The sequence below is a fragment of the Streptomyces sp. NPDC091682 genome (assembly GCF_044756625.1).
Lineage (GTDB): Bacteria > Actinomycetota > Actinomycetes > Streptomycetales > Streptomycetaceae > Streptomyces.
Genome location: NZ_JBIVTH010000003.1, coordinates 225,222 through 247,094, shown reverse-complemented (window position 1 = coordinate 247,094; position 21,873 = coordinate 225,222). Strand labels below are relative to the sequence as shown.

Below are 21,873 nucleotides of genomic sequence, written 5' to 3'. Positions count from 1 at the left end.
GAGGAGGCCCCCATGCTGGACATCGCCGAAGAGCTGAACCGGTGGGTCGAGCAGGGGCGTGACTTCGCCGTCGCCACCGTCGTGGCGGTCGGCGGGAGCGCGCCCCGCCAGCCCGGGGCCGCTCTCGCCGTCGACAGCGAGGGCACGGCCATCGGCTCGGTCTCCGGCGGATGCGTGGAAGGTGCGGTGTACGAGCTGTGCCGGCAGGCGCTGGAGGACGGCGAAACCGTCCACGAGCGCTTCGGGTACAGCGACGACGATGCCTTCGCCGTAGGCCTGACCTGCGGCGGAATCATCGACATCCTGGTCACCCCGGTCCGCGTGGGCTCTCCCGCCCGGGAGGCCTTCGCGGCCGGGCTGGCCGCCGCGGCCCGCGGCGAGGCCGCTGCGGTGGCCCGCATCGCGCAGGGCCCGGCCGAGCTCATGGGCCGCGCCGTGTTCGTCCGTACCGAAGGCGCCCACCAGGGCGGTCTCGGCGGACACCCGGAGCTGGACCGCACCATCGCCGAGGAGGCCCGCGCCATGCTCGACGCGGGCCGGACCGGCGTGCTGGAGATCGGCGCCGACGGCAGGCTCTGCGGAGAGCCGCTGAAGGTGCTGGTCGAGTCCAGCGTCCCGCCCCCGCGGATGATCGTCTTCGGTGCCATCGACTTCGCCTCCGCCCTCGTGCGGATCGGCAAGTTCCTCGGCTACCGGGTCACGGTGTGCGACGCGCGGCCCGTCTTCGCGACGAAGACCCGTTTCCCCGAGGCGGACGAGATCGTCGTCGACTGGCCCCACCGCTACCTGGAGACCACGGCCGTGGACGGCCGGACGGTCCTGTGCGTGCTCACCCACGACGCCAAGTTCGACGTCCCGCTCCTCGAACTGGCGCTCAAGCTGCCCGTCGCCTACGTCGGCGCCATGGGCTCCCGCCGCACCCACGAGGACCGCAACGAGCGACTGCGGGCGGTCGGGGTGACCGAGCTCGAACTGGCCCGGCTGCGTTCCCCGATCGGCCTGGACCTCGGCGCCCGCTCCCCGGAGGAGACCGCGCTGTCCATCGCCGCCGAGATCGTCGCGAACCGCCGCGGCGGCACCGGCGCGGCCCTGACCGGCGCGCACGTCCCGATCCACCCGGACGTCTCGCACACGATGCTCGACCGGATCGTTTCCGTCGCTTGAAGGCACGACGGTCGGACGGGGGAAACGTGACGACCGGACGTGAAGGAGGGACGTGAGGAAAGGGCGCACTCCGTGGGGGTTGCGCCCTGGTGTCGTTCCCCCTATTTTACCCGCCGGTAATAGGAGGCACCCTCTCCATCCCTTCCCCGTAGCGGAGTTGAGCGGATGTTGCGTACCGTGCGAACCCTGGGCCTGCTGGCCGCGGCCACCTTGCTCACCGCCTTCACACCGGCCCCGTCCGGTCCCGCTCCGGGCTCCGGTCCCGCCGGCGGCCTGCGCGAGGTGCTCTTCGTCGGGAACAACTGGGAGGGGACCGCCGACGTCCTCGCCTCCACCGGCGACCTCGCCAAGGTCGGCCGGATCGACGTGGTCCCCGACAAGGCCGAGCGGCTGCGGGAGATCTACCTCAACCCGGTGAAGCTCGCCTTCTTCCTCGGCATCCGGGAGAGCGCGGGCGAGGGGCACGACCAGTTCGTCGACGACATGTACACCACCCCGGACGGCTCCGCGGTCGTCGTCTCCCGACCCAGCTTCGCCGACGTCGTCTCCATCGACGTGGCCTCCGGACGCGTCAACTGGCGCTTCCCGGTGTCCGGGTACCGCTCCGACCACATGGCGGTCTCGCCGGACGGGACCCGCGTCGCCGTCTCGGCCTCCACCTCCAACACCGTGCACGTCCTGGACATCACCACCGGACGACACGTCGGCTCCTTCGGCACCGGCGACAAGCCGCACGAGAACACCTTCACCCGCGACGGCCGCTTCCTGTGGAACAGCTCCATCGGCGAAGTGAACACCGCCCTGGACGCGCCCTGGCTGGACTGGACGAAGGGCGACCGCAAGATCACCGTGGTCGACGCGCAGACCTTCCGCACGGTCCGGGTGATCGACATGCGGGAGCGGCTGGACGCCTTCGGCCGCCGCGACCTGTCCGACGCCGTCCGCCCGGTGTCCTTCAGCCCCGACGAGTCGAAGCTCTACTTCCAGGTGTCCTTCTTCAACGGCTTCCTGGAGTACGACGTCCCCTCCGACCGGATCACCCGCCTCAAGACCCTCCCCATGAACCCCGCCACCAGCACCGACCGCACCACCTGGGTCAACGACTCCCGCCACCACGGCATGTCCATGAGCCCCGACGGGGCGAAGCTCTGCATCGCGGGCACCATGGACGACTACGCGACCGTCGTGGACCGCGCCACCCTCGCCGAAGGCCCGCTCGTGCCCGCCGCCAAGCCGTACTGGGCCACGGTCTCCGGCGACGGCAGCGCCTGCGTGATCTCCGAGAGCGGCGCCGACCGGGTCACGGCCATCGACTTCGCCACCGGCACCAAGCGGGTCTCCGTCCCCGTCGGGGACCACCCGCAGCGCGTCCGGCTCGGCCGCGTCCCGGCCGCCTGGACCGGTCCCGCCGCACGGTAGTCCGCAGGGGCTTTCGCGCACCGGCCGCAGGCCCGCGCACCGGCCGGACGTGCCGGACCGGCCAATATGAGGTGACCGGTCCGGCGATGACCGATTAGTCTCGCGATCATGGTGGACATCCGCGAGGTACCCGAGTCCGACATCGACCGCGCTCTGGAGCTCGCCTACCTGGTCTTCCACGACCGGCCCGAGAAGGAGGTCCGGGAGAAACACCACGCGCTCCTCGCGCGTTGCGACCGGATCGGCGCCTACGACGGCACGGCCCTGGCCGGCTTCATGGCCGCGTACGACTTCCGGCTCTCGGTGCCCGGGGCGGACCTGCCCTGCCCCGGGCTCACCTTCGTCGGAGTCGCCCCCACCCACCGCCGGCGCGGCGTGCTCACCGCCCTGATGGGCGAGATGCTGCGGCGGACCGCCGACGTGGGCAGTCCGCTCGCCGCCCTCTGGGCCTCCGAGGCCGCGATCTACGGCCGCTTCGGCTACGGCAGCGCCACGACCGGCGTCACCGTCGAGATCGACTCCACCCGTCCGCTGGCCCTGCGCATCGACCCGGACCGGCGCCCGCTGCGGCTCGTCGACCCGGAGGAGGCCGTCGCCGTCATCGGGCCCTTCCACGAGGCCGCCCGGGCCGGGCGGGCCGGCCGTCCCACCCGCAGCGCGCAGCGCTGGTCCGAGGAGTGGCTGGCCGAACAGGACGAGGAGGACGAGGAGTTGGGCCCGCCCCGGATCATCGTCCTGGGAGAAGCGGACCGGCCGATCGCCGGGTACGTGCTCTACCGCACCAAGCCGGAGGACGACGGCGGCGGGGTCGGCCGGACCCGGGTGCCGGGCCTGGTCCGGGTGGACGAACTGGAGGCCGACACCCCGGCGGTCGCCGCCGCGCTGTGGGAGTGCGTGGCCTCCCTCGACCTCACCGGCAGGGTCCGCGCGTGGGGCCGCCCGGTCGACGACCCGCTGCTGCACTTCGCCGCGGACCGGGACCAGGTGCGGGTCACCGCCCAGTTCCCGGCGCTCTGGCTGCGCCTGGTCGACGTACGCGCGGCGCTGACGCGGCGGTCCTGGGCCGCGCCGGTGGACGTGGTGCTGGAGGTGCACGACGCGCGGATGCCCGACAACGCCGGGCGGTTCCGGCTGGCGGCCGGGCCGGGCGGAGCCGCGTACGAGCACGCGGACCGCGCCGCCGACCTGGCCCTGGACGTACGCGAACTGGCCGCCTGCTACCTCGGCGGGACCCGGGTCGAAGAACTCGTCGCGGCCGGGCTGGTACGGGAGCACACGCCCGGCGCGGCGGCGGCGCTGGACGCGGCCCTGCGCACGGCCGTACTGCCGCACACGGGCGACGAGTTCTGACGCACGGCCGGGCCGGCGGGGCGTGCCGCGCGCCGCCGACCCGGCCGGCGGGATCAGGTGCGCAGCGAGATCCGGGCGGCCGACATGCCGAAGCCGGCCCCCAGGACGGCGGTGGACAGCAGGTCGGGCAGCGGCTGCAGGTCCTGCGGGCGGTAACGACGGATCTGCTGGTGCCAGTTGAGGATGCCGGCGTGCCAGTCCTTCAGCTCGCCCACGTACGCGTCCAGGGCTCGGCGTGCCTGCGGCCCGAGCTTCCAGTCGTCGTAGAGCAGCGGCAGCTGGTTCGCCACGATGTGCTCGAACTCCTCGGTCCGTCGGGTCATCAGCTCATGGCAGATGTGCAGGGCCCGCGGGTAGTCGATGTCGAAGAAGTTCCGGGTGACCAGGACGTAGTTGTGGACCTCGCCCTCGACCTCCACCTCCTTCTGGTAGGAGTAGATGTCGTTGATCAGGCAGGCGGCGTCCGCGACCGCGTTCTCCAGCGAGCGGATGGTCCCGGAGGCGTAGATCTCCTCGGGGATGCCCCGGTCCCGGTGCCCGAGGCGGCACAGGTACATCGTGAGGTGACTGCCGAAGGTGCGGCGGCGCATCTCCGCGTAGTCCACCGGATCCGGGATGCGGTTCTGGATCTGGTTGTCCACCTCCCACACCCAGCTCTCCAGCATGCTCACCAAGGTCGCCCGGAACTCGGTGCGCTGCCCGGCGGACATGGTGGCGCCGGTGCGCACCCACAGGTCGCCGAGCGCGCGCTCCATGGCGGTCACCGGCTCCGGCTGTTCGGCGTGGTCGACCGACAACATGGAGATCAGGCGGGCGGTGGTCGCCTTGGCCGCCGGAAGGTTCCTGCCCTGGGCGAAGACCACCGGGTAGTAGTCGTCCGCGTACGTGCCCCAGGTCAGCCAGCAGGCGTTGAGGGCCAGTTGCCCGGCCGTCGCGTCGGGGTCGATCCCGGCCGAGCAGAGCGCGAAGTCGAAGCCCCGCAGCCGCTCCTCGGTCCAGATCGCCGAGCCGGGGTCGCCGGGCCGCGGCTCCAGCAGGCCCATCCGCCGGGCCCAGGCCACGGACTCCTCCCGTGCGTGCGCCAGGTGAGGGCTGAGGGAGAGCCGGTGCGGCATGTAGATCTCGGGGATGATGGAGGGGCCGGTGTGCTCGAAGGGGACGTGGGTGAAGGAGCGGTGGCGCAGCTCCATCGAACGCCGGGTGAACACCGACCGCAGGTCGAGCGCGGTGGTGCCGAGCCCGGTCGGCAGGAAGGGCAGGGTCGCCGGGGCGGTGGGCCGGGCTTCCTTGTTCATGTAGCGGCTGGAGACCATGTGCCACTCGTGGCCGCCGGACTGCCAGTCCTGCAGGCCCTTGGTGTAGGCGAGGACGGCAGCGATCTCCGCCGGGTCCAGGGCGCGGTCGGCGAAGAGCTGCGGGAGCTCGCCGATCGCGGTCTGCTCGAACTGCTGGAGGCGGGAGGTGAGCAGATCGTTGGAGGCCTCGGCGGCCTCCTGGGTGCTGCAGTCCAGGAAGGTCTCCAACACCAGCACGGCGTTGGAGAGTTCGCCCTCGTCGGTGACCTCGCGTTGGTAGGAGAAGATGTCGTTCCTGATGTGCACGGCGTCTGCGAAGGCGTCGCGCAGCACCGTGAGCGGGCGCGCGTGCGCGACGCGTGCCGGGACCTCGGCGCAGACGTACTCGATCAGGCCGGCCGACCAGGGGGCGCCACCCACCTTGCGGCGCATCTCGATGTATTCGAGCGGGTTCGCCACGCGCCCGATGTCGATGTTGGCGAGCTCCCACATGGACTCGTCGAGCAGGTTCTTCGTGGACAAGGAGAACCGTTCCCGCCAGTCGGCGGACATCGCGGGGACCGTCCGCGCCCAGAGGTCCGCGAGACCCGCCTCCACCGGGTTGGTGGGCTCGGGGAAACCGTCGGACAGGTCCATGGGCATGAAGGCGGCGAGCCGGTCGAGGTAGGCCTTGGCGCCGGCCCGGTCCTGGGAGCGCTTGAACATCTCCAGGAAGTGGTCGTCGAAGAAGAACACCCACACGTACCAGTCGGTGACCAGGGCCAGGGCGTCACGGCCGCAGTCGGGGTGGGTGTACGAGCAGAGCAGCGCGTAGTCGTGCGAGTCGAGGTCGCCCTCCTCCCAGACGCCGGAACCCTCCAGCATCCCGAAGGCGCGCGCCCACTTCTTGGTGTGGGTCCGTGCGTCCTCCAGGTGAGGGTTCAGGCGCGCCGGATGGGGCACGTAGAAATCCGGCAGTTGGAACGGCTGCGTCACGTCGGCTCGGCCTTTCGGTCATGGTTGCGGGGACCGGTTCGCTCCGGCCCCCGCACGAGATCAGCAGTGCCCTACCCCTGGTGCCCGTGGGACAAGGGTGATTTCACTTCTTCAGGTGACGCAGCGGCCGTTGCCCGGTGCGGGCCCCCGGCCAGGCGTTAGGGGACGGCCGCCGGGACCCGGCGACCCCGGGCCCGGCTGTCGGGCGGCGTGGCGGGCTCTCGTACAGTTCAAGGGGTGAATCGAGACAACTCATCTGAATCCAGCGCCGGTCACGGCGGCGAGAGCGTCGAGGAACTGCTGCGCGGGGTGCACGCGCGGCTGTTGCCCGTCGGGTTGGTCACCCCGGAGGTCGCCGGCGGCATGCGGTACGCCCGGATCGTGGCGGACGAGCTGGTCTTCGCCTACGCCCTCGACGGGCCCACCAGCGTGCGCTCCCTCACCGACGGCGACGTGGAGCGCGTCGGGATCGAGGAGCTGGGGCAGGCCGCGTACGCCAACCTGATGCGCGTCCCCGTCACGTACGAGGAGATTCCCGTCGAGGGGCGGGCCACGCTGCACTCCGTCTACGGCGACTCGCACTTCGTGGCATCCAAGGCGTTGTACCTGGGCGAGCTGGCCCGCCAGGTCACCGGAGAGCCGCTGCCGTCCGCCGGTGCCCTCGTCGTCGTTCCCACCCGGCACCTGCTGGCCTTCCATCCGGTGGTCGACGGCTCGGTGGTGGACGCCCTCAACGACCTGGCCGCGTACGCGCTGGGCGCCTACGAGGACGGGCCCGGGCCGCTGTCGCCGCGCGTGTACTGGTGGCACCAGGGCGGCCTGACCTCGCTCACGGTCGTCGACGAGGACACGCGCACGCTGTCGCTGCAGCCGCCGCAGTCCCTGCTCGGTCTGATGAAGGGGCTGGTCCGCCTCGACCGCGCCGGCCGCATCGCCGTGCCCGCCGCGGACCCGGAGGCCCCGGACCCGGAGGCCCCGGACCCGGAGGCCCCGGACCCGGAGGCCCCGGACCCGGCCGTCCTCACCCGCGCGACCGCCGAGTCGGTGGCCCGGCTCGCACAGGACCCGTCGGGGCTGGGCGACGCCTTCGCCTCGGCCCTGGCCCTCGCGCACGTCCGCTGCGTCGCCGATCCCCGCGCGAGCGACGTCGTCACGTGGGACGCGTGGGAGACGGCCGTGCGGCTCGGCTCCGCGCTGTTCACCGGATGCGAGCCGGAGCAGTGGTACCTGGGCGAGGAGAACACCCTGCGGCTTTCCGCCAGGGCCGCGGCTCCGCCCCCGGACGCCCGCGCCTGGCTCGACGCGGTCTACCTCGCGCTCGCCTGCCGCGCGCACGACCGGGTGGCCCGGCTGTGCGAGGTCCCGCCGGAGACGTTGCGGCAGGACGACAGCGTCGACGCCTACGTCCTGCACTGGATAGACACCCTGCGGACCTACCTCACCGGCGGCCCGGGCGACGCGGTCGTGGAGAAGCTGCTCGCCACCATGCAGGCGTCCCTGCCCGAGACGCTGACCCACTCCCCGGCCGATTTCGTGAACCGCGTCGACTATCAGCCGGTCGCGCTGTTCCACCGCCTCTTCACGGGGGACCACCAGGCCTTCGGCGAGGTGCTCGCCGAAGCGCTCGCGGAACACGGCGGCTACTGGGCGCAGTCGGCGGCGCCGCGCTCCCGCGTGGCGCTCGGCCCGCTCGCCATGGCCTGCCTCGCCCACGACCAGGGCTTCCCGCTCGACCCGGAACTGCCGTGCCTGCCCCGGTACCTCGTCGACGGCAAGAGGGTCGAGAGCATCTCCTGACCTGTCGGCGGCGTGCCGTACCGCAAGGTGATTGTCGGATTGGGTTAGGTTTGCCCCGATATTCGTTTCGGGATTCCGAGAGGGACGCTCATGGCGATCGATCTGGACAAGGTGCTCGACAAGGCGTGGGCCGACAAGCCGCTCGCCGAGGTGCTCGCGGCTCCCATTGCCGCGCTCAAGGGTGTCAGCGACGAGGACGGCAAGCTGCTGCACCAGGCGTTCGGGGTCAAGACCGTCGCCGACTTCGGGCAGCTGAAGTACGTCCGCTGGGCCCAGGCCCTCGTCGCGCTGAACCAGACCGTCAAGGCGTAGTGGTCCAGGTCCGCGTACTCGGGGTTCGTGGGCCTGAACAAAAGAAGCCGTCCCCCTCACCCTTCGGCAGGGTGAGGGGGACGGCTCGTGTGACGGCGGAGCGGACTACTCCGCCTCGCCCTCCAGGTTGCCCTCCGTGTCCAGGTACACCTGGCGCAGCGATTCGAGGACCTGCGGGTCCGGCTTCTCCCACATGCCGCGCGACTCGGCCTCCAGCAGGCGCTCCGCGATGCCGTGCAGGGCCCAGGGGTTGGCCTCCTCCAGGAAGGCGCGGTTCGTCGGGTCCAGGACGTACGTCTCGGTGAGCTTGTCGTACATCCAGTCCGCGACCACGCCCGTCGTGGCGTCGTAGCCGAAGAGGTAGTCCACCGTCGCCGCGAGCTCGAAGGCGCCCTTGTAGCCGTGGCGGCGCATCGCCTCGATCCACTTGGGGTTCACGACGCGGGCACGGAAGACGCGGCTGGTCTCCTCGACCAGGGTGCGGGTCTTGACCGTCTCCGGGCGGGTGGAGTCACCGATGTAGGCCTCGGGGGCGGTGCCGCGCAGGGCGCGGACCGTGGCCACCATGCCGCCGTGGTACTGGAAGTAGTCGTCCGAGTCCGCGATGTCGTGCTCGCGGGTGTCCGTGTTCTTCGCCGCGACCGTGATCCGCTTGTAGGCCGTCTCCATCTCGTCCCGGGCGGGGCGGCCCTCCAGGCCCCGGCCGTACGCGTAGCCGCCCCACACCGTGTAGACCTCCGCGAGGTCGGCGTCCGTACGCCAGTCGCGGGAGTCGATCAGCTGCAGGATGCCGGCCCCGTATGTGCCCGGGCGCGAGCCGAAGATACGGGTCGTCGCGCGGCGCTCGTCACCGTGCTCGGCCAGGTCCGCCTGGGCGTGGGCCCGGACGAAGTTCTGGTCGGCGGGCTCGTCCAGGGACGCCGCGAGCCGCACCGCGTCGTCCAGCAGGCCGATGACGTGCGGGAACGCGTCCCGGAAGAAGCCCGAGATGCGCAGCGTCACGTCGATGCGCGGGCGGCCGAGCTCATCGAGCGGGATCGGCTCCAGGCCGGTGACGCGGCGCGAGGCCTCGTCCCAGACCGGGCGGACGCCCAGCAGGGAGAGGGCCTCGGCGACGTCGTCGCCGGAGGTGCGCATCGCGCTCGTGCCCCACAGGGACAGACCGACCGAGGCCGGCCACTCGCCGTTGTCGGTGCGGTAGCGGCTCAGGAGGGAATCTGCCAGGGCCTGGCCCGTCTCCCACGCCAGGCGGGAGGGGACGGCCTTCGGGTCGACCGAGTAGAAGTTGCGGCCGGTCGGCAGGACGTTCACCAGGCCGCGCAGCGGCGAACCCGAGGGGCCCGCCGGGACGAAACGGCCGTCCAGGGCCGCGACCACATGGGCGATCTCGTCCGTGGTCCCGGCCAGGCGCGGGACCACCTCGCGGGCCGCGAAGGACAGGACCGCCGCGACGTCCGCCGGGTGGTCCGCCGCGACCGTCGACACGGCGTCCAGGGACCAGTTCGCGTCCTCCATCGCCTGGACCAGGGCGCGGGCCTGCGCCTCGACCTCGTCCGCCGAGGTGCGGGTGGCCTTGGACTCGTCCAGGCCGAGCGCCTCGCGCAGACCCGGAAGGGCCGTCGTACCGCCCCAGATCTGCCGGGCGCGCAGGATCGCGAGGACCAGGTTGACCCGGGCCTCTCCGGTCGGCGCGCCGCCGAGCACGTGCAGACCGTCACGGATCTGGGCGTCCTTGACCTCGCACAGCCAACCGTCGACGTGCAGCAGGAAGTCGTCGAAGCCGTCGTCGTCCGGACGCTCCTCCAGACCCAGGTCGTGGTGGAGCTTCGCGGCCTGGATCAGGGTCCAGATCTGGGCGCGGATGGCCGGCAGCTTCGCCGGGTCCATCGCGGAGATCTGCGCGTACTCGTCCAGGTGCTGCTCCAGGCGCGCGATGTCGCCGTACGACTCCGCGCGCGCCATCGGCGGCACCAGGTGGTCGACCAGCGTGGCGTGCACGCGGCGCTTGGCCTGCGTGCCCTCGCCCGGGTCGTTGACCAGGAACGGGTAGATGAGGGGCAGGTCGCCGAGGGCGGCGTCCGGCGCGCACGCGGCGGACAGGCCCGCGTTCTTGCCCGGCAGCCACTCCAGGTTGCCGTGCTTGCCCAGGTGGATCATCGCGTCGGCGCCGAAGCCGCCGTCCTCGGCGCGCGCCTGGATCCACCGGTACGCCGCCAGGTAGTGGTGCGAGGGCGGCAGGTCCGGGTCGTGGTAGATCGCGATCGGGTTCTCGCCGAAGCCGCGCGGCGGCTGGATCAGGATGAGGAGGTTCCCGCGGCGCAGCGCCGCGAGCACGATGTCACCCTCCGGGTTCGCGGAGCGGTCCACGAACATGTTGCCCGGGGCCTCGCCCCAGTGCTCGGTGACGCTGTCGCGCAGCTCGGCCGGGAGCTCGGCGAACCAGCGCTTGTAGTCGGCGGCCGGGATCCGGACCGGGTTGCGGGCCAGCTGCTCCTCGGTCAGCCAGTCCTGGTCGTGGCCGCCGGCCTCGATCAGGGCGCGGATCAGCTCGTCGCCGTCGCCCGAGACCAGGCCCGGGATCTCCTCGGTCGGCCCGAAGTCGTAACCGCCGGCGATGAGGGTGCGCAGCAGCTCCACGGCGCTGGCCGGGGTGTCCAGGCCGACCGCGTTGCCGATGCGGGAGTGCTTGGTCGGGTACGCGGAGAGGACCAGCGCGACCTTCTTGTCGCGGCGTTCGATGTGCCGCAGGCGGGCGTGGCGCACGGCGATGCCCGCGACCCGGGCGGCCCGCTCGGGGTCGGCCACGTAGGCGGGCAGGCCGTCGTCGTCGAGCTCCTTGAAGGAGAACGGGACGGTGATCAGACGGCCGTCGAACTCGGGCACCGCGACCTGCGTGGCGGCGTCCAGCGGGGACAGGCCCTCGTCGTTCTCCTCCCAGGCGGAGCGCGACCCGGTCAGGCACAGGGCCTGCAGGATCGGCACTCCGAGGCCGGCGAGCGCGCCCGCGTCCCAGGACTCGTCGTCGCCGCCCGCCGAGGCGGTGGCGGGCTTGGTGCCGCCGGCCGCGAGGACGGTGGTGACGACCGCGTCGGCCGACTCCAGCGCGGCGATCAGCTCCGGCTCGGGGGAGCGCAGGGAGGACACGTACAGGGGCAGCGCCCGGGCGTCGTGGGCCTCGATCGCGTCGCACAGGGCGTGCACGAAGGAAGTGTTCCCGCTCATCTGGTGGGCGCGGTAGTACAGCACGGCGACCCGCGGGCCCGTGGTGGTCCCGGGCGTGCGCTCCAGCGGGCCCCAGGTGGGCGCGGCGGCGGGGGGCTCGAAGCCGTGGCCGGTCAGCAGCACCGTGTCGGACAGGAAGCGGGCCAGCTGCTCCAGGTTGGCCGGGCCGCCGTGGGCGAGGTAGCCGTGCGCCTCGGCCGCGATGCCGATGGGGACCGTGGAGGCCTCCATGAGCTGGGCGTCCGGGGCCTGCTCGCCGGTCAGGACCACGACCGGACGGGTCTGGTCGGGGGCGAGGAGCAGGTCGAGGCCGTCCTGCCAGGCGCGGAGGCCGCCGAGGAGGCGTACGACGACCAGGTCGGCCCCGTCGAGGAGGCCGGGGAGGTCGTCGAGGGGGAGACGGGAGGGGTTCGCGAACCGGTACGGGACGGGTCCGTCCGCCGTGTTCGCCGCGCGGGCGCTGAGCAGATCGGTGTCGGACGTCGACAGCAGCAGGATCATGCGGCGGCAGGCCTTCCTCGGGGTTTCCGCGCCCCGGGCAGTGTTGAGGACAGCGGGAGTTCCTGACTCACCCCGGTCGCCGGATCGCTCCGCGGGGTTCACAGTGGCGGGACCGCGCCGGAATCGCACCGGGCTTCCTCCCATGTCGCCGTCCTCGGCGACGGCGGACCGTGTGGTCCGCCGGAAGGTCATCTTAGGGGCGGGTGGCTGCCGCCGGGATGGCGGGTGGGGTGAGCCCCCGCTGGTTGCGGGTGCGGCGCCGTTGCCGGGGCTCTGCCCCGGACCCCGCGCCTCAAACTCCGGCGGGGCTGAACGGGCCGGGTGGCGCCGGACGGGCCGGGCAGGGCCGGGTGGGCAGCGCCGGGCAGGGCCGGGTGGGCCAGAAGGGTGGCTTGGGCGGTGCTGGGGGCGAATGTCGCTGGTGGGGGTGGTGACGGACACAGGTCGGGGGGACCCAATCGTGGGTATGCTCGCGGCCATGCCCCAGCCCCCTTCAGCCGCATCGCGGGACGAACCCGTCATACGGGAGCGTGGTGACGCCTGCCCGGGCGCGCTGCGGCTGCACGCGGCGGACGACGGGTTCCTGGCGCGGGTCCGGCTGCCGGGCGGGCTGCTCACCGTGGAGCAGGCGTCGGCGCTGGCGCTCGCCGCCGACCGGTTCGGGGACGGGCACCTGGAGCTGACCTCGCGCGGCAACGTGCAGCTGCGCGGACTGGCCGACGGGTGCGGCGGCGGGCTCGCGGAGCTGCTGGACGGGGCCGGGCTGCTCCCCGCGCCGAGCCACGAGCGGGTACGGAACATCGTGGCGACGCCCCTGTCCGGCCTGGACGGGCCGGAGGGCCCGGAGGGCCTGGACCGGCCCGACGCGCTGGCCCGGGCCATGGAGTTCGACCGGCTGCTGTGTGCGAGCCCCTGGGCGGCCGCGCTGTCCGGACGCTTCCTGTTCGCCTTCGACGACGGGCGCGGCGACGTGGCCGCGCTCGGCCCCGACGTGACCGTCCTCGGCCGCCCCGACGACCGGGCGCTGGTCAGGCTCGGCCGGACCCCCGACGCCGTGGAGCTCGCCGGCCGGGACACCCCCGGGGCGGCACTTGCGGCCGCCCGGTACTTCCTCGACGCCGCCGCCGCGGCCGGTACCCAGGCCTGGCGGGTCTCCGAACTGCCCGCCGAACACGCCCTGAAAGCAACCGAGTTCGCACGGCGCCTCGATACCGCCGGGATCGCCGCGACGCCGGTCGGCGCCGTGGACTGGCCGTACGCCGCGCCGCCCCGGCCGTCCGGCGCCGGCGGGCACGACGGCGCCACCCTGTGCGTACTGCCCCCGCTCGGCCGGCTCGACACCGCGCAGTGGCGCCTCCTGGCGCAGGTCGCGGACGGGGGGAGCGGCCAACTGCGCGTCACCCCGTGGCGCAGCGTCATCGTGCCCGGGGCCCGTGCCGACGGCGCCGCCCGCATCGAGGACGCCGGGCTGGTCATCACCCCCGACAGCGCCTGGGAGTCCGTCACCGCCTGTACCGGCCGGCCCGGTTGTGCGAAGTCCCGCGCGGACGTGCGCGCCGACGCGCGGGCCGTCGCCGACCGGGCGCGCGGTCCGCTGCCCGTGCACTGGTCCGGCTGCGAGCGCCGCTGCGGGCATCCGCGCGGCACCGCCTGGGTGGACCTGGTGGCCACCGGCTCCGGATACCGGCTCGCCGCGCCCGGCCGCCCCGAACACGAGGACGTACGGCCCTGTGATCTTGCCGCGGCACTCGCGGACGCCCGCACCGACCCCGACGTAGTGAAGAAATGAGCGAGTACACCGTGTTTGAGTACGAGAAGGACGGCGCGGCCATCTACCGCCAGTCCTTTGCCACGATCCGCGCCGAGGCGGACCTCTCCGGGCTGCCCGACACGGTTGCCCAGGTCGCGGTGCGCATGATCCACGCCTGCGGGATGACCGACCTCCCGCAGGACCTCGGGTACACCCCCGAGGTCGTGCTGCGCGCCCGCGCGGCGCTGGAGGTGGGCGCGCCGATCCTGTGCGACGTCCAGATGGTCGCCAGCGGTGTCACCCGCAAGCGCCTGCCCGCCGACAACGACGTGATCTGCACGCTCTCCGACCCGGCCGTACCGGAGCTCGCCGCCAAGATGGGCACCACGCGCAGCGCCGCCGCCCTGGAGGTCTGGCGCGACCGCGGCCTGCTGGAGGGTTCGGTCATCGCCGTCGGCAATGCGCCGACCGCGCTGTTCCGACTGCTGGAGATGATCGAGGAGGGCGCCCCGCGCCCCGCCGCCGTCATCGGCGTCCCCGTCGGCTTCATCGGCGCCGCCGAGTCCAAAGACGCCCTCGCCGCCCACCCCTCGGGGCTCGACCACCTGATCGTGCGCGGCCGGCGCGGCGGCAGTGCGATGGCCGCGGCCGCCGTCAACGCCATTGCGAGCGTGGCCGAATGAGCGACATCGCCAAGGGCCGGCTGTACGGGGTCGGACTCGGCCCCGGCGACCCGTCGCTGATGACCCTGCGCGCCGTCGAGGTGATCGCCGAGGCCGATGTCGTGGCCTACCACAGCGCCCGCCACGGCCGTTCCATCGCCCGCTCGATCGCGGCGAAGCACCTGCGCGCCGAACACGTCGAGGAACCGCTGGTCTACCCGGTCACCACCGAAACCACCGACCACCCCGGCGGCTACCAGGGCGCGATGGAGGAGTTCTACGAGGCCGCCGCGGCCCGCCTGGCCGCGCACCTGGACGCCGGCCGGACCGTCGCCGTGCTCGCGGAGGGCGACCCGCTCTTCTACAGCTCGTACATGCACATGCACAAGCGGCTCGCGGACCGCTACGAGACCGAGGTCATCCCCGGCGTCACCTCCGTGAGCGCCGCCGCCGCCCGGCTCGGCACCCCGCTCGTGGAGGGCGAGGAGGTGCTGACCATCCTCCCCGGCACCCTGCCCGAGGAAGAGCTCACCGCCCGCCTCGCCGCCACCGACTCGGCGGTCGTGATGAAGCTCGGCCGGACCTTCCCGGCCGTGCGCGGCGCGATGGAGAGCAGCGGCCGGCTCGCCGAGGCCCGCTACGTCGAGCGGGCCACCATGGCGGGCGAGCGCACCGGCCTCCTCGCCGACACCGACGCCGACGGCGTGCCGTACTTCGCCGTCGCCGTGGTCCCCAGCCGCATCGGCAACCCGGGCAGCGTGCCGTCCGGCCCCGGCGAGGTCGTCGTCGTGGGCACCGGCCCGGCCGGCCCGCTGTGGCTCACCCCGCAGACGCGGCGCGCGCTCGCCGACGCCGAGGTGCTGGTCGGCTACACCACCTACCTGGACCGGGTGCCCGTCAAGCCGGGTCAGGTCCGGCACGGCTCCGACAACAAGGTGGAGTCGGAGCGCGCCGAGTTCGCCCTCGACCTCGCCCGGCGCGGCAAGCGGGTGGCCGTGGTCTCCGGCGGCGACCCCGGTGTCTTCGCCATGGCCACGGCGGTCCTGGAGGTGGCCGGGCAGGCGGAGTACGAGGACGTGCCGGTACGGGTCCTGCCGGGGGTGACCGCGGCCAACGCGGCGGCCGCCGCGGCCGGCGCCCCGCTCGGCCACGACTACGCCACCATCTCGCTCTCGGACCGGCTCAAGCCCTGGGAGGTCATCGCGGAGCGGCTGCGCGCGGCCGCCACGGCCGACCTGGTGCTCGCCCTCTACAACCCCGGCTCGCGCAGCCGGACCTGGCAGGTGGCCCAGGCCCGCGAACTGCTGCTGGAACTGCGCTCGCCCACCACCCCGGTGGTCGTCGCGCGCGACGTGGGCGGCCCCGAGCAGTCGGTACGGATCGTAGCGCTCGCCGAACTGGAGCCGTCCGAGGTCGACATGCGCACGATCCTGCTGATCGGGTCTTCGCAGACGCAGGTCACCGAGCGGGCCGACGGGTCGAGGATCACCTGGACGCCGCGCCGCTACCCGTGACCGGGCGAGGCGCAGCGGTGGACGGGCGGAGGCCCGGTGCGACCAGCGCACCGGGCCTCCGCCCGTCCCGCGGTACGCCACCTGCGGACGCAGCCGTCCTCAGGGCGTCCCCGGCCGGATCCGAAGGGGACGTCCTAGCCCCGGACTTCGCGGGTCACCGGTTCAGGTGTGCGGTGCCGGTCGCAGCCCGTTGAGGCTGGTGGATTCTCCCCCGCCTCATCCGGTGCGGTGCGGTGTTCTGTCGGCCCCAGCAGGCAAACCAGGTGCTCCGGCTGCCGTTCCTCCCTACCGTTCCCTCATGGACAGCACCGGGACAGAGCGCCTCCTGAACGTTGTGGACGTCGAAGCCACCTGTTGGGCTGGCGACCAGCCGCCGGACGCGGTCAGCGAGATCATCGAGGTCGGGCTGACCGTCGTCGACCTGGCCGCCGGGGAGCGTCTCGCCCGCCGTCGGATCCTGGTGCGGCCCGTCCGGTCCAGGGTCAGTGGGTTCTGCACCGAGCTGACAGGCCTCACCCAGGACGAGGTCGACGGAGGGGTCAGCTTCACCGAGGCATGCCGACTACTGGCGGCCGAGCACCGCGCGGGGTTCCACCCATGGGCAAGTTGGGGTGACTACGACCGTCACCAGTTCACCCGGCAGTGCCGGGCCACCCGGACGCCCTACCCATTCGGTCGACACCACATCAATGCCAAGGCGGCCTTCACCGACGCGTACGGTCTGCGCAAACGCCCCGGCATGGCGCAGGCCCTGGAGATCGCCGGGCTGCGGCTGGAAGGCCGTCACCATCGAGGCGAGGACGACGCCTGGAACATCGCCGCCCTCGTTCTCCACCTGTCCGAGCGGGGCGACTGGCCCGATCCGCGCTGACCACGCCGGGCCCTCCTCTACGTCCGGGCCCAGGACACCATCCATCCATCCATCCGAATCAACGACCCGCGAAGTCCGGGCCTAGCGGCTCGTGCCCAGCCAGTCCAGGACGACCTCGATCGAGTCGGTCTCCGGTACGCCCTCCGGGACGGCCGGGCGGCGCACCACGAGGACCGGGATGCCGGCCTCGCGGGCCGCGGTGAGCTTGGGGGCGGTGGCCGAGCCGCCGCTGTCCTTCGTCACCAGCACGTCGATCCGGTGCCGGGCGATCAGCTCCCGCTCGTCGTCCAGGGTGAACGGACCGCGGGCGAGCAGGACTTCCAGGCGCGGCGGCACCGGCGCCGCCGGAGGGTCCACCGAACGCACCAGGAACCAGGTGTCGGCGAGGTGCGCGAAGGCGTGCAGGCCCATCCGGCCGGTGGTCAGGAACGCGCGCGAGCCGAGGCCGGGCAGCCGGTCGGCTGCCTCGACGAGCGAGTCCACGAAGGTCCAGTCGTCTCCCGGCCCCGGCGTCCAGCCGGGGCGCCGCAGCGCCACCAGCGGCACCCCCGTGAGCGCCTGCGCCTCCGCGGCGTGGAAACTCATCCGCTCCGCGAACGGGTGGGTGGCGTCGACGACACGGGTGACGTCGTGGTCGACGATCCAGGCCGCGAGGCCCGCGATACCGCCGAAGCCGCCGATCCGGGTATCGCCCGGCGGGAGCACGGGCGAGGCGACCCGGCCCGCGAGCGAGGTGGTCACGTGACAGGACGGGTCGGGGGCCAGCGCCTCCGCGAGGCGACGGGCCTCGGTCGTGCCGCCGAGGATCAGGACGTGGTGGGCGGGGAGGGGGGCCGGTTCAGCACACATGCCGGTCGCGCTCGGGCGAGTACAGGTGGCTGTCGCGGAACTGCTCCGCGCCGAGCGTGCGGCCCACCACGATGACGGCGGTGCGCACCAGGCCGTGCCCCTTCACCTGCGCGGCGATGTCGGCCAGGGTGCCGCGCAGGATCAGCTCGTCGGGGCGGCTGGCCATCGCGACGACCGCCACCGGGCACTGGGCCCCGTAGTGCGGCAGCAGCTCCTCGACGACCCGGTCCACGTAACGGGTGGCCAGGTGCAGCACCAGCAGTGCGCCGCTCGCGCCCAGCGTGGCCAGGTCCTCGCCGGGCGGCATCGGGGTGGCCTGCTGGGCGATCCGGGTCAGGATCACCGTCTGCCCGACGGTGGGGACGGTCAGCTCCCGCTTGAGGGCGGCGGCGGCCGCGGCGAAGGCCGGGACGCCCGGGACCACCTCGTAGGGGATGCCGGCCGCGTCGAGCCGCCGCATCTGCTCCGCGACCGCGCTGAAGATCGACGGGTCGCCGGAGTGCAGCCGCGCCACGTCCTGGCCGGCCGCTTGGGCCCGTACGCACTCGGCGATGATCTCGTCCAGGTTGAGCTGAGAGGTGTCCACCAGGCGGGCGTCCGCCGGGCACTCGGCCAGCAGCTCGCGCGGCACGAGGCTGCCCGCGTACAGGCAGACGGGGGCGGCGGCCAGGGTCCGGGCACCGCGCACCGTGATCAGGTCGGCGGCGCCGGGGCCCGCGCCGATGAAGTACACGGTCATGTTCGATCCTCCTCCTTGGATGCGGTGGCCGGTTCGGCAGGCTTCGTCACCGACCACTGGGTGACCGCCATCGCCTGCCGCCAGCCCGTGAAACCGCCGACCGGCACGGCGTGCGCGACGGCGAGCTTCACCAGTTCGCCGCCGTGGCGCCGGTAGCGCTCGGCGAGCACCGCCTCCGACTCGAGGGTGACGGTGTTGACCACCAGCCGGCCGCCGGGGGTCAGTGCGTCCCAGACCGCGTCCAGCAGGCCGGGAGCGGTCAGCCCGCCGCCGATGAACACGGCGTCGGGGGCCGGCAGCCCGGCCAGTGCCTGCGGCGCGGCGCCGATGACCACGCACAGGCCGGGTACGCCGAGCGCCGCCGCGTTGCGGGTGATGCGTGCGGCCCGCTCCGGGACCCGCTCCACGGCCACCGCCCGGCACGAGGGGTGCGTACGCATCCACTCGATGCCGATGGAGCCGGAGCCGCCGCCGATGTCCCACAGCAGCTCGCCGGGGGCCGGGGCCAGCGCGCACAGGGTGGCGGCCCGGACGTGGCGCTTGGTGAGCTGTCCGTCGTGTTCGTACGCGGCGTCCGGGAGGCCGGGGGTCGCGCCGAGGCGCGGCCCGCCGTGGGCCGGGTCCCGGCGGCAGTCCAGCGCGACCACGTTCAGGGGGTCGCCGGGTGCGCGGTCCCAGCCGTCGGCGCGGCCCTCGTACGTGTCCTCGCGCTCGGACCCGAGCTGTTCCAGCACCCGCATCCGGCTCGGGCCGAAGCCCCGCTCCCGCAGCAGGGCGGCGATCTCGCCCGGAGACGATGCTCCGGCGCTGAGCACCAGCACCCGGCGCCCTTCGTGGAGTGCGGCGGCCAGCCGGGTCACCGGGCGGCCGACCACCGTGAGTACCTCGGTGTCCTCCACCGGCCAGCCCAGGCGGGCGCAGGCGTAGGACACCGACGAGGGGTGCGGGTGGACGCGCAGGGACTGTGGTCCGAGCTCCTCGGCGAGGGCGCGACCGATCCCGTAGAACATCGGATCACCGCTGGCCAGCACCGCGATCCGGCGGCCGGCGTGCTCGGCCATCAGCTTCGGTACGGCGGGCCGCAGCGGGCTCGGCCAGGCCACCCGGGCACCGGCGCACTCGGCGGTCGGCAGCAGGTCCAGCTGGCGCGGCCCGCCGATCAGGACCTCGGCCGAGGACAGTGCGGCGCGGCCGGCGGCACTGAGCCCGGCCCAGCCGTCCGCGCCGAGGCCGACGACCGTCACGGGCATGGGGGGCGGCGGGGAGCTCACGGCGCGGTTCCTCGGGGACGGGATGGGGAAAGAGAGCGGACCCGCAGCCTACTGGCCTGCGGATCCGCGGCCCGCGCCGCCCCGGCCTCCTCCACTCCCTCACGCCTCCACTCCGGCTCCTCCACTCCGGCGCCTCGAAGCGGGAGGGCCCCACCCGCAACCCGCGGGTGGCCGCGATCGGCCGTGCGGTCCTCGCCCGGCCCCGGAGAAGCTCACGGGGGTCTCGTACGCCGCACTGCCGCGCTGAGCGGATCGCGCGGGCTCCCGGGAGCGAGTCCGCCCGCCCCCCGGGTCGCCTCCGGGCGCCCCGGCGCGGACCTGCCCCGAGCGCCCCCCGCACAGCAGAATCTGCGGCATGAACGACGACGAGCCGGACAACCACCCACGCATCCGCGGCCGCCACGACCGCATCGGCCGCCATGACCGCATCGACCGCACCGACCGGCACGGCCGGCACGACCGGCCCGCCGGGGGACCGGGCCGGGCCGGCCGGGATCTCAGACGGGCTCGGGGCGCAGGCAGCGCCAGATGTGGTCCGGGAGGTAGCGGGCGGCTTCCGCGAGGTCGATCTCGTAGGTGCTGGACAGCCAGCGCCGGGCGGCCTCCGCGAGCGGGCCCATGACCAGCACCTCGACCACGGGTGCCGGGAGCGGGGCGATCTCACCGCGCTCCATGCGCACCCCCAGCCAGCGCATGATGGGCCCGAACTTCTCCGCCTTGGCCGCGCCGACCTCCTCGGCGTGGGCCACCAGATATCCGGAATAGGCGGAGGCGTGCAGGAACAGCGCCACGTCCCGGTGTTCCTGGGTGAACGTCAGATAGGCCGTCACCCACGCGCGCACCCCGGTGCGGGCCGTGCGGCACCGGGTGAGGGCGGCGACCATGGCGTCGCACAGCTGGTCCATGCACCGGATGTAGAGGGCGGCGGCAAGCCCGTCGAAGCTGCCGAAGTGGTGGTAGAGGCTGCCGAGGCTGACCCCGCTGGCCGAGACGACCGCGGTCACGGTGAAACCCTGCTGGCCGGACTCGGCGAACACCCGCAGGGCCGTGGTCAGGAGCAGGTCGACGGTGGCCTCGCCCCGCTGTTGCTTAGGAGACATGGTGCGGTCCCGTCGGTGTGCGGCCAGATGTCCGAAATCCGTGCCGGCGAGCGTAGCAACTCCGCTGGACCTGCGAACCGGTCGGACATCGGGGTCAGGACGTGGTGGAACGCTCGTACAGGGCACGGACGCCGTCGCCGAAGCGGACGCTGTACGAGGTCTCCTCGTCCCCGCCGCCGTCCCGGCCGCCGATCACCCCGATCAGGGTGCTGCGGCCGGTCGTCACCGGGCCGCCGCTGGTGCCGTTGGGCACGTCCGCGCAGTCCAGGCGCACCTGCGTCGGCCCGGCCAGGACGGCGGTGTTCCGGCACTCCAGCGGCTGCTCGGCGTAGTTCGGGTAGCCCATGAGCCGCGCGGGCGCCGGTAGTTCGGTCCCGAAATCCATGGTCAGGGCCCCCGTGACGTCCTCCAACCGCTGCCCCGGATAGCCGGGCCGGCGCAGCCGGACCAAGGCGACGTCGTGGTCGGGGTCCTGGTCCTGCGTCCACCGCGGGTCCACGTCGATCCGGGTCGGCACCCAGATGCCGTACGGGGCCACGCCGTCCCGGTAGCCGGGCGCGAAGGCGAGGTTGGTGCGGAAGCCGCCGCCGTACACGCAGTGCGCGGCGGTGGCGATGAGGTCGCCCCGCGGGGAGTGGACCACGACGGCCGAGCAGTGGTGGTCGGGGTCGCCGTCGCCGCCGGGGGAGAAGAGCGCGCCCACGGCGGGTTCGGCCGGGGAGGGCCGGGCCTCCAGGGGATCGGAGGGCTGCCACCCGGCGTAGCGCCAGTCCGCCCCGCCGCCGCCCTCGCCGAAGGCCTTGCCGTCCGTCGGCGCCTCCGTCGCCTCCCGCACGATCCCGTCCAACACCGAGGCCGCCGTCTTGTCGGCGCGTTCGGGGTCCTGCTGGTAGACGCCTTGCGGCGCATCGCCGTCCGCGCGGTTCGCGGTGATGCCGCGCAGCTCCCAGGCGACGTAGCCGACGCCCGCGAGGACCACGGTGCACAGGAGGCCGACGACCACGGAGCCCCGCGGGGCGGCCCGGCCCCGCTTCCGTTCCCGCTCGTCAACCTTGCCGACCATGTGGTACTCCCGCCCCAGA

16 protein-coding genes and 1 riboswitch are annotated in these 21,873 nt (G+C 73.4%); of the genes, 9 read left to right on the top strand and 7 right to left on the bottom strand.

Annotated features, from left to right (window positions below; all coding sequences use genetic code 11):
- Positions 1-12 precede the first annotated feature (12 nt).
- From ACIQK6_RS09140 to ACIQK6_RS09130, 3 genes are all read left to right on the top strand, one after another.
- Positions 13-1,164, top strand: coding sequence for an XdhC/CoxI family protein (locus ACIQK6_RS09140; protein WP_329098006.1), 1,152 nt, complete (start codon positions 13-15; stop codon positions 1,162-1,164).
- 165 nt (positions 1,165-1,329) lie between these two features.
- Positions 1,330-2,583 (top strand): YncE family protein, encoded by a 1,254-nt coding sequence (locus ACIQK6_RS09135; protein WP_329098004.1) that lies wholly within the window; start codon positions 1,330-1,332, stop codon positions 2,581-2,583.
- 108 nt (positions 2,584-2,691) lie between these two features.
- Positions 2,692-3,933 (top strand): GNAT family N-acetyltransferase, encoded by a 1,242-nt coding sequence (locus ACIQK6_RS09130; RefSeq protein ID WP_329098003.1) that lies wholly within the window; start codon positions 2,692-2,694, stop codon positions 3,931-3,933.
- Between the two features lie 53 nt (positions 3,934-3,986).
- Here ACIQK6_RS09130 and ACIQK6_RS09125 read toward each other — a convergent pair whose 3' ends face one another.
- Positions 3,987-6,203, bottom strand: a complete 2,217-nt coding sequence (locus ACIQK6_RS09125; protein WP_402694597.1) for a germacradienol/geosmin synthase — start codon at positions 6,201-6,203, stop codon at positions 3,987-3,989.
- A gap of 237 nt (positions 6,204-6,440) precedes the next feature.
- Between ACIQK6_RS09125 and ACIQK6_RS09120 the strand changes: the two genes are divergently transcribed.
- Both ACIQK6_RS09120 and ACIQK6_RS09115 read left to right on the top strand, forming a co-directional pair.
- The gene (locus ACIQK6_RS09120) at positions 6,441-8,000 is read left to right on the top strand and encodes an immunity 49 family protein (RefSeq protein WP_402694596.1); all 1,560 of its coding nucleotides are present in this window, start codon (positions 6,441-6,443) and stop codon (positions 7,998-8,000) included.
- Positions 8,001-8,090: 90 nt separating this feature from the next.
- A complete protein-coding gene (locus ACIQK6_RS09115) occupies positions 8,091-8,312 on the top strand; it encodes a hypothetical protein (RefSeq protein ID WP_329097998.1) in 222 nt (73 codons plus the stop codon).
- 105 nt (positions 8,313-8,417) lie between these two features.
- On the opposite strand, the gene cobN is transcribed toward ACIQK6_RS09115, so the two are convergent.
- A complete protein-coding gene (gene cobN / locus ACIQK6_RS09110; protein ID WP_329097996.1) occupies positions 8,418-12,035 on the bottom strand; it encodes a cobaltochelatase subunit CobN in 3,618 nt (1,205 codons plus the stop codon).
- 35 nt (positions 12,036-12,070) lie between these two features.
- Positions 12,071-12,233, bottom strand: a riboswitch (cobalamin riboswitch).
- 280 nt (positions 12,234-12,513) lie between these two features.
- On the opposite strand from cobN, the gene ACIQK6_RS09105 reads away from it, so the two are divergent.
- From ACIQK6_RS09105 to ACIQK6_RS09090, 4 genes are all read left to right on the top strand, one after another.
- Positions 12,514-13,824, top strand: a complete 1,311-nt coding sequence (locus ACIQK6_RS09105; protein ID WP_402694595.1) for a cobalamin biosynthesis protein CobG — start codon at positions 12,514-12,516, stop codon at positions 13,822-13,824.
- A complete protein-coding gene (locus ACIQK6_RS09100) occupies positions 13,821-14,468 on the top strand; it encodes a precorrin-8X methylmutase (RefSeq protein ID WP_329097994.1) in 648 nt (215 codons plus the stop codon). The genes ACIQK6_RS09105 and ACIQK6_RS09100 overlap by 4 nt, the downstream gene beginning before the upstream one ends.
- Positions 14,465-15,961, top strand: a complete 1,497-nt coding sequence (locus ACIQK6_RS09095) for a precorrin-2 C(20)-methyltransferase (protein WP_329097992.1) — start codon at positions 14,465-14,467, stop codon at positions 15,959-15,961. The genes ACIQK6_RS09100 and ACIQK6_RS09095 overlap by 4 nt, the downstream gene beginning before the upstream one ends.
- A 298-nt stretch (positions 15,962-16,259) precedes the next feature.
- Entirely contained in the window at positions 16,260-16,832 is a 573-nt protein-coding gene (locus ACIQK6_RS09090; RefSeq protein WP_329097990.1) for a 3'-5' exonuclease, read from the top strand.
- A gap of 81 nt (positions 16,833-16,913) precedes the next feature.
- On the opposite strand, the gene ACIQK6_RS09085 is transcribed toward ACIQK6_RS09090, so the two are convergent.
- The 5 genes from ACIQK6_RS09085 to ACIQK6_RS09065 form a co-directional block, all read right to left on the bottom strand.
- Positions 16,914-17,681 (bottom strand): cobalt-precorrin-6A reductase, encoded by a 768-nt coding sequence (locus tag ACIQK6_RS09085; RefSeq protein WP_329097988.1) that lies wholly within the window; start codon positions 17,679-17,681, stop codon positions 16,914-16,916.
- Positions 17,671-18,420, bottom strand: a complete 750-nt coding sequence (gene cobM / locus ACIQK6_RS09080) for a precorrin-4 C(11)-methyltransferase (protein ID WP_329097986.1) — start codon at positions 18,418-18,420, stop codon at positions 17,671-17,673. The genes ACIQK6_RS09085 and cobM overlap by 11 nt, the downstream gene beginning before the upstream one ends.
- Positions 18,417-19,670 (bottom strand): precorrin-6y C5,15-methyltransferase (decarboxylating) subunit CbiE, encoded by a 1,254-nt coding sequence (gene cbiE / locus ACIQK6_RS09075; protein WP_402694672.1) that lies wholly within the window; start codon positions 19,668-19,670, stop codon positions 18,417-18,419. Before cbiE ends, cobM begins: the two co-directional genes overlap by 4 nt.
- A 518-nt stretch (positions 19,671-20,188) precedes the next feature.
- Positions 20,189-20,791: a TetR/AcrR family transcriptional regulator gene (locus tag ACIQK6_RS09070; RefSeq protein ID WP_329097984.1), complete on the bottom strand. Its 603-nt coding sequence runs from the start codon at positions 20,789-20,791 to the stop codon at positions 20,189-20,191.
- A gap of 94 nt (positions 20,792-20,885) precedes the next feature.
- Positions 20,886-21,854, bottom strand: a complete 969-nt coding sequence (locus ACIQK6_RS09065; protein WP_329097982.1) for a trypsin-like peptidase domain-containing protein — start codon at positions 21,852-21,854, stop codon at positions 20,886-20,888.
- Positions 21,855-21,873: the final 19 nt, after the last annotated feature.

What these genes read in the sequence shown, in the direction of transcription:
- ACIQK6_RS09140 (WP_329098006.1), top strand. Translation starts at nt 13, where the DNA reads ATGCTGGACATCGCCGAAGAGCTGAACCGGTGGGTCGAGCAGGGGCGT.
- ACIQK6_RS09135 (WP_329098004.1), top strand. Translation starts at nt 1,330, where the DNA reads ATGTTGCGTACCGTGCGAACCCTGGGCCTGCTGGCCGCGGCCACCTTG.
- ACIQK6_RS09130 (WP_329098003.1), top strand. Translation starts at nt 2,692, where the DNA reads ATGGTGGACATCCGCGAGGTACCCGAGTCCGACATCGACCGCGCTCTG.
- ACIQK6_RS09115 (WP_329097998.1), top strand. Translation starts at nt 8,091, where the DNA reads ATGGCGATCGATCTGGACAAGGTGCTCGACAAGGCGTGGGCCGACAAG.
- cobN (WP_329097996.1), bottom strand. Translation starts at nt 12,035, where the DNA reads ATGATCCTGCTGCTGTCGACGTCCGACACCGATCTGCTCAGCGCCCGC.
- ACIQK6_RS09105 (WP_402694595.1), top strand. Translation starts at nt 12,514, where the DNA reads ATGCCCCAGCCCCCTTCAGCCGCATCGCGGGACGAACCCGTCATACGG.
- ACIQK6_RS09100 (WP_329097994.1), top strand. Translation starts at nt 13,821, where the DNA reads ATGAGCGAGTACACCGTGTTTGAGTACGAGAAGGACGGCGCGGCCATC.
- ACIQK6_RS09095 (WP_329097992.1), top strand. Translation starts at nt 14,465, where the DNA reads ATGAGCGACATCGCCAAGGGCCGGCTGTACGGGGTCGGACTCGGCCCC.
- ACIQK6_RS09090 (WP_329097990.1), top strand. Translation starts at nt 16,260, where the DNA reads ATGGACAGCACCGGGACAGAGCGCCTCCTGAACGTTGTGGACGTCGAA.
- ACIQK6_RS09085 (WP_329097988.1), bottom strand. Translation starts at nt 17,681, where the DNA reads ATGTGTGCTGAACCGGCCCCCCTCCCCGCCCACCACGTCCTGATCCTC.
- cobM (WP_329097986.1), bottom strand. Translation starts at nt 18,420, where the DNA reads ATGACCGTGTACTTCATCGGCGCGGGCCCCGGCGCCGCCGACCTGATC.
- cbiE (WP_402694672.1), bottom strand. Translation starts at nt 19,670, where the DNA reads ATGCCCGTGACGGTCGTCGGCCTCGGCGCGGACGGCTGGGCCGGGCTC.
- ACIQK6_RS09070 (WP_329097984.1), bottom strand. Translation starts at nt 20,791, where the DNA reads ATGTCTCCTAAGCAACAGCGGGGCGAGGCCACCGTCGACCTGCTCCTG.
- ACIQK6_RS09065 (WP_329097982.1), bottom strand. Translation starts at nt 21,854, where the DNA reads ATGGTCGGCAAGGTTGACGAGCGGGAACGGAAGCGGGGCCGGGCCGCC.